Annotated in this window: 5 protein-coding genes and 1 pseudogene; 2 read left to right on the top strand and 4 right to left on the bottom strand. The window is 41.8% G+C overall.

Going from position 1 to position 6819, the window contains the following annotated elements:
- Window positions 1-857: 857 nt before the first annotated feature.
- Entirely contained in the window at window positions 858-2102 is a 1245-nt protein-coding gene (locus ACH0QE_RS12680) for a GGDEF domain-containing protein (RefSeq protein WP_415801009.1), read from the bottom strand.
- A 284-nt stretch (window positions 2103-2386) separates the two neighbouring features.
- On the opposite strand from ACH0QE_RS12680, the gene ACH0QE_RS12675 reads away from it, so the two are divergent.
- Together ACH0QE_RS12675 and ltrA are read left to right on the top strand one after the other, a co-directional pair.
- Window positions 2387-3262 carry an SGNH/GDSL hydrolase family protein gene (locus ACH0QE_RS12675; RefSeq protein ID WP_415801008.1) on the top strand — a complete coding sequence of 292 codons (876 nt, stop codon included), beginning with the start codon at window positions 2387-2389 and terminating at the stop codon, window positions 3260-3262.
- A 583-nt stretch (window positions 3263-3845) separates the two neighbouring features.
- On the top strand, window positions 3846-5057 hold the full coding sequence (ltrA, locus tag ACH0QE_RS12670) for a group II intron reverse transcriptase/maturase (protein WP_415801007.1): 1212 nt from the start codon (window positions 3846-3848) through the stop codon (window positions 5055-5057).
- Window positions 5058-5157: 100 nt separating this feature from the next.
- Here ltrA and ACH0QE_RS12665 read toward each other — a convergent pair whose 3' ends face one another.
- The 3 genes and pseudogenes from ACH0QE_RS12665 to ACH0QE_RS12655 form a co-directional block, all read right to left on the bottom strand.
- Entirely contained in the window at window positions 5158-5535 is a 378-nt protein-coding gene (locus ACH0QE_RS12665; protein WP_415801006.1) for a VOC family protein, read from the bottom strand.
- A gap of 10 nt (window positions 5536-5545) precedes the next feature.
- Window positions 5546-6418, bottom strand: a complete 873-nt coding sequence (locus tag ACH0QE_RS12660; protein ID WP_415801005.1) for an alpha/beta fold hydrolase — start codon at window positions 6416-6418, stop codon at window positions 5546-5548.
- Window positions 6415-6819, bottom strand: a pseudogene (locus ACH0QE_RS12655) (alpha/beta hydrolase); the annotation flags it as partial. The gene ACH0QE_RS12660 and the pseudogene ACH0QE_RS12655, both read right to left, overlap by 4 nt.

Genomic DNA, 6819 nt, shown 5'->3' with positions numbered 1-6819 from the left:
CGTAGAAATGGGAGCCCAGCTCTATGTCGTTGATCTAGATGTAAACGATCGTTTCGATTTCATCCATCCCGCAGAACAGGTCCCAATCAAATGGTTACTAAACGAAGCAGCATCAGCGGATTTATTTATGCATTTTTAAAGCATATTAAGTTTGAAGAATGAACCTAGCGGATGGATTTAGACAGGTTTGAGGTTCAAAGCAGAAAGGCTGTCAAGAAAAGCTCGTTATTGTGACAGGTTTGGGTTTCAAGGCAGAAAAGCTGTCAAGAAAATCCCGTTATTGTGACAGGTTTGAGCTTCAAAGCAGAAAAGCTGTCAAGAAAATCCCGTTATTATGACAGGTTTGAGGTTCAAAGAAGAGAAGCTGTCAAGAAAATCCCGTTATTATGACAGGTTTGAGGTTCAAAGCAGAAAAGCTGTCAAGAAAACCTCGATATTGTGACAGGTTTGGGGTTCAAGGCAGAAAAGCTGTCAAGAAAACCCCGTTATTGTGACAGGGTTGGGGTTCAAGGCAGAAAAGCTGTCAAGAAAACCTCGTTATTGTGACGGGTTTGGGGTTCAAGGCAGAAAAGCTGTCAAGAAAACCTCGTTATTGTGACAGGTTTGGGGTTCAAAGCGGAGAAGCTGTCAAGAAAATCCCGTTATTATGACAGGTTTGAGGTTCAAAGTAGAAAAGCTGTCAAGAAAACCTCGATATTGTGACAGGTTTGCGGTCCAAAACAGAAAAGCTGTCAAGAAAATCCTGTTTTTGTGACAGGTTTGCCTCGCAAAGCAGAAACTCTGTCAAAATAGCATAACCCAAAGCTGCTAGTGCACAGAAAAAAGACAGAGAATCGCTTCTCTGTCTTTTTTCATTATCATCCTGTCTGGCGGGAAAGCTCGTCCTTAAAGGTAACTTTATTTTTGCCAAGGTCCTTCGATTGCAGCAAGAGCTGGTCAGCAAAGATATAACCTTTTTCCATCGAAGTATACTGGTTGACTTTAAAATAATACAATCCAAATGAAGAGGTGATTGAAACAGCATGCTTCTCGGATTGATAATCAACCTCCACTGAACTCTTCTCAACCCCATGGCGAATCTGTTCCACGAGATCGATACTCTGGCTGAAGGATTTATTCCTGAGGATCAAAGTGAATTCTTCCCCACCGCTCCGGAAAACATAATCGTCTTCAGACAAGTAGCTTTTAAGTGTATGGGCAAAATGCTGGATTACACGGTCTCCTACAGCATGATTGTAGGAATCATTTATAAGCTTGAATTTATCGATGTCCGCTACAACGATTCCGACTTTTTCACCAGCATGGTTTAACTCAAACATTTTTTTATCCATGTATGCGCGGTTCGGTATCCCGGTCAGGAAGTCCGTATAGGCCATTTGCTCGAACTTGTCCCGCTCGATTTTATTCTGGATGCTTTGCGATTTTGATTGGAAGGAACGGCTGACAAGATAGTTCAGAATGAATAATCCAACGACCATTTCCCATTGCTGTTCTTCCAGCAAAAGCAGTAGCAAGCCATTCGTGAAGGCTGTTTTCCCAAGATCCAGCCAGTTATTGCTTTCTTTATAAAACTTGATTGCCTCCTGTAGGTTTTTGATTTCTCCTAAAATATAAAAGGCAGTTGATAGGAATGTATAGGAAATCAACGTAGTTGTCATAGCAAGGATGCACATTAAGATCCAGAATCCAAATGGAATTGACTCAATTAACGGGTACCCTAGCTGAAATAGAAAATATCCAATCGAGTAAATTAACACATGTGCGCCTATATTGTAAAATGTATCCCAGAATTCATCTTCATCGGCAGTTTTAGAGCTTTTTCTGGAAAAATAAACGGTAAAACGAAATATAGTTTCAAAAATTAATAAGCCTAAAGGACCTGCAAAAATCCCGAACGATAGACTATAGCTAATACCATAATCAAATTTAAGTGTTCCATTTTTCGCTGTGATTCTTAAGTGGTTATAAAGGGTTGAAAATAACCAATAGATAAATAGTGCTATTAAAAAAATATTTTTATCTATAGTAAAGGCACCTAATCCAAAAGCTACGGCAACAGCAGTAAAAAATAATGTGAAATCATATAACCTAGCTTTCAGCATAGGCAGAAATTCCCCTTTCCCAAACTCTACCACATAATTTTATCCTAAATACAAATCTAGTTGCAAAGTAATTTTTTGATTTGTGGAAATTTTTGTACCATTTATTTTGTCTGTTGCATAACATAAAAGGCTATAATGGAATTATCGTCAGAAGATATATTTTTTGTTTAGGTAAAGATCTGTTTGGCAGGGAATTTTACGCAGTTTGTCGAATAATTTTATAATATATATTCAGAATTTTTAGTTAATAATTATCTTAAAAATCATAAAGAGAGGGGTTATATATGGATCTTATTTATGGTGGGATTTTAGTCCTATTATTGATTGCTGCTGTCAGTTTATCGTTGTATTATCAGCGGAAAAGCCGGATTAATCAGCTGCCTCACAATAATCCGAAGGCTTTTCTGGAATATGGGCTTCGCCAGGAAGGCAAGAAGCTTGTGGCTGTAATTGGCGGTGATGCGGTTCACGGCAATATCAGCTACAATTTTGTCGATGACGCAGCCAGGAGGAAAAACTGCAAGGATTATCAATTCATCAATGCCGGAGTGAATGGAAGTACTGCTTATGATGTTCTGCAGCGTTTGGACGGTGTGATTGCATGCCAGCCTGAATTCATCGTAATTCTAGTCGGATTGAATGATGCCGCAGCTAAAATAGCCCCAGACCTTGCAAAGATGAACGTCAAGCTGGCACAGCAATTGGAAAAACCGTCATTATTGGTGTATGAAAAGAATCTTGCGTTAATCGTCTCAAGGCTGAAAGCAGAAACATCTGCGAAAATCGGGTTATTATCACTACCGGTCGTTGGTGAGAACTTATTTTCGAAAGCAAATAAAGAAATTGACCAGTACAACGAGGTTATCAAAAAAACGGCGGAAATGACCAATGTTTCTTATCTTCCTTTTAACGAAAAATTAAAGGCCTATCTAAAGGGAAAAGGACATACGAGGGGACGTTCGCTGAAGACCGGAACGAAGCTTTATGAAAAAGCAATCATCGAACATTTTGTGTACGGATACAGCCTTGATCGGATTTCTGCCCGGAATGGATATTTGCTGCTGACTGACGGGATGCATTTGAACAGTACAGCGGGGATGATGGCTGCGCATCAAATTGAGTTATTCCTGAAAAAGAATGAATTGAAAGCAATCCAATAAAAAGGATACTGCGTCATCGGCAGTATCCTTTCTGTTGTGTGCCCGGCATGGGTGCAGGCTCTAGGGTGAAAGTCCCGAACGGCGAAGGCAGTAGTAGCCGTAGCTTAAGACAAGGATATGCGGGGTGACCTTCATATCTGAAGGAAGTCGGCGGCAAACTTCCGCTCCGAGGAACACGAATCTCATATAAGGCTAGGTGACATTGGATGAGTCTGCAATGCAAGACAAAGCCCATACTGCCGAAGGTGTCACAGAGTAAATGAGGCGGAGACATGGAAGGAAAGTCTGTACCCTTACCCGGGGAGAACCTGTCGATACGCCGTACTCATGCGGTAAGCCTATCCGTGAGGATAGGTTGAACGACAGGCGTCAGCAGAAGCCATAGTACTTATTCGCTTAAGAGGATAAGGAAGGGCTGAACCGGTTATGGAAAGTAGGAACTAGGCGTATCTTTCCTCTCAATGAAACAGAAAACAATGTACCTATCCATCGTAAGAAGCGGTGAACCCATGGGGGACGATAGATAGGGTGGAGATTGGAAGGAACACAAACAGAACTCTTATTTACGGTGGAGGTTATATCAATGTTAATGAACCGTATTTTGTCACGGGAAAACCTACTTGATGCAATGAAGAGAGTAGAAAAGAATAGGGGGAAGCATGGAGTGGACGAAATGCCTGTTACGGATCTTCGCGGACACATCATGCTAAATTGGAATGAGCTCCGCAAATCCCTGACCGAGGGAACCTATACCCCTTCTCCAGTCCGTCGAGTCGAAATCCCGAAACCAGATGGCAAGGGGAAGAGGAAACTAGGAATCCCGACCGTGACAGACCGGTTCATTCAACAGGCAATTACCCAAGTGCTAACCAAAATGTACGACCCAGGATTCTCTGACTATAGCTTTGGATTCCGCCCAAGAAGGCGGGCTCACCAAGCGGTGAAACTAGCCCAAAGTTATATAGAAGAGGGTTACCGGTGGGTAGTGGATATCGACCTTGAAAAGTTCTTTGACAAGGTCAACCACGACAGACTGATGAGCAAATTAGCGGAGAGGATCAGCGATAAACCTCTCCTCAAACTTATTAGACGATTCTTAACCTCCGGATTTATGGAAGGCGGACTTATCAGTCCGAATCATGAAGGGACACCGCAAGGCGGCCCGCTAAGCCCTCTCCTTTCGAATATTGTTTTGGATGAACTGGATAAAGAATTGGAACGTAGGGGGCATCGTTTTGTTCGCTACGCTGATGATTGCAATATCTATGTGAAATCCAAAAGAGCTGGTGAAAGGGTTATGAAGGCAATGACTTATTTTATCGAAGAGAAACTTAAGCTTAAGGTAAATAGGGATAAAAGTGCCGTAGACCGCCCGTGGAAAAGAAAATTTCTTGGGTTTAGTTTTACATTTAACCTAAAACCGAAGGTGAGAATTTCTCCCCAATCGATTAAACGATTCAAAGATAAAGTAAGAAGTCTTACAAGCAGACGTAAGTCCATTGCCATGGAAGATAGAATCCATAAGCTTAACGATTATCTAGTTGGATGGATTAATTATTACCACTTAGCAGATACACGTTCAGTATTTGTAAAACTCGAAGGATGGCTAAACCGAAGGTTAAGAATGATTCGATGGAAGGAATGGAAGCTCCCTCGGACAAAAGTTAAGAAACTCATTGAACTGGGCGTGCCAGATGGAAAAGCTTACGAATGGGGAAATACGAGGAAGGCTTACTGGAGAATATCTAAAAGCCCAATCCTCCCTAGGGTTGAAAAGTATTTCTGCAAGATATGACAAACAGTGTTTGACATAACTGGAACCGCCGTATACGGAACCGTACGTACGGTGGTGTGAGAGGGATAAATGGAGGTTAGTCGCCTCCCCCTATCTCAATTTATGCAACGACCTCGCTCATGAATGCATGAGTGTTATCCTCTGTATCCTTAAAAAACACCATCCATGTTTCACTATCGCCAATTTTAGCGACAACATGCGGCTCGCCAATGAATGACACGCCATTTGATAGAAGTTCTTCATACTTTGCCTTGATATCTCCAACCTGTAAATAGATGACTGAACTAGGATGGGCAAATTGCTCGTTTTCCGGAAGGGTCAACAGAAGACGGACGCCTTCGCAGTCGAAAAACGCCATTGTATCCGTATTGAACAATAACGGCAGACCTAATTTTTCTTGATAAAAGGCAGTGGCCCTTTCAATATTTTTTACTGGTATTCCAATCTGGCCGACTTTTTGAACTGGATTTGAGTGCATTCCTTGCCTCCTAATAATGTTTTTTCAAAAATCCCTTAATATCTGTGTCGATTTTTTCAAGATGTGCGGTGGACGGAAAGTGTCCCATTTGATACTGTTTCAATTCTAGTCGGTCACCTAAAAGTCCTTCCGCTTTTTGGGAAATTTTGTTTCCTGGGAAAAATACATCCTCTGTTCCCGTAATGACAAGGGTCGGGACGTTATATTCTCTCAGTTCCTCCGCGGTCGTCAGTTTTGGCATTTCCTGTTCAAGGGTTGTGTACTTGAAAATATTGCCGATAATGCTTTCATCCAGCAGCTTCATGCTGTTGGAGGACATCACATCGGCGATTTTGCGCAGGCTTTTAGCTGATCCGTTTATTTTGTAAAAAATCATCGGGACAAGGATTTCTTTGATCATTTTGATCTTTGAGCCAAGGCTGATTCCAGCAGGAGCGACAAGGACAGCGCAATGAATCCTTTCTGGCATAAATGCGGCAATCCTGAGGATGATGCCTCCACCGTATGAGGGGCCGATGAATGCGCATTTTTCAATACTATAATAGTCCATCAAATCCTGAACCCACTCTGCAAAACTTCCATCTGAAGCGGAGATTCTTGTTTCGTCACTGTATCCAGGGTGTCCGATGGTGTCAGGCGCATAGACCTTATATTCCTCCAGCAAGCCTTTGAACCAGGATAGAGTGACAGGATTGATGCAATTGCCACCCTGGAATATAAATAAAGGCTTCCCCCCTTCCTTCCCCATGACCAGGACATGAGTGCTGCCAAATCTCGTCTGTATGTAATCCCTGCGAATCTGTGAATAAAAATGGGTAAGATACTCTTCATATTGGTTAAGAATCCGCTCTTTTCCTTCCAGGCTTTTATAAATGGTTTTCATAGATTGATAACCTCTGCTTTACTATGGCTCATTTCATTGATAAGGTGCTGTTCGATCAATGCAGTATCATCCGGATGAAAGAGATGCGCCGATTTCTCCATCCATATAAAATTTTTCTCATGTGTTGTTTTCAAGGTGCTAAGATATTCTTCTGCAAATTGCGCATGAACATGGACATCCTTCCTGCCGTGAATGAAGGTGACTGGAACATCAAGAGATGGGATATCTTTTTGTACATTGATCTTTGGTATATTTCGAATGAATTCATCTGTGTAGATCAGTTTGAACCCGCTGTAAAAGGAATGGTAAACATCAGTTAGACTGTAATCCCTTGAGGTGAGCATTCCTAGTGAAACTTTTCCTAGGCCGGGGTGCTTGATTTTGTCGTCTTTATAGACCAT

The sequence above is a fragment of the Mesobacillus sp. genome, from assembly GCF_047739415.1.
Lineage (GTDB): Bacteria > Bacillota > Bacilli > Bacillales > Cytobacillaceae > Mesobacillus.
This window is presented reverse-complemented; position numbering and strand designations above follow the sequence as displayed.

Bases quoted from the DNA above. Each gene is read 5' to 3' on its own strand.
- ACH0QE_RS12680 (WP_415801009.1), bottom strand. From the start codon at position 2,102: ATGCTGAAAGCTAGGTTATATGATTTCACATTATTTTTTACTGCTGTT.
- ACH0QE_RS12675 (WP_415801008.1), top strand. From the start codon at position 2,387: ATGGATCTTATTTATGGTGGGATTTTAGTCCTATTATTGATTGCTGCT.
- ACH0QE_RS12660 (WP_415801005.1), bottom strand. From the start codon at position 6,418: ATGAAAACCATTTATAAAAGCCTGGAAGGAAAAGAGCGGATTCTTAAC.
- ACH0QE_RS12665 (WP_415801006.1), bottom strand. From the start codon at position 5,535: ATGCACTCAAATCCAGTTCAAAAAGTCGGCCAGATTGGAATACCAGTA.
- ltrA (WP_415801007.1), top strand. From the start codon at position 3,846: ATGTTAATGAACCGTATTTTGTCACGGGAAAACCTACTTGATGCAATG.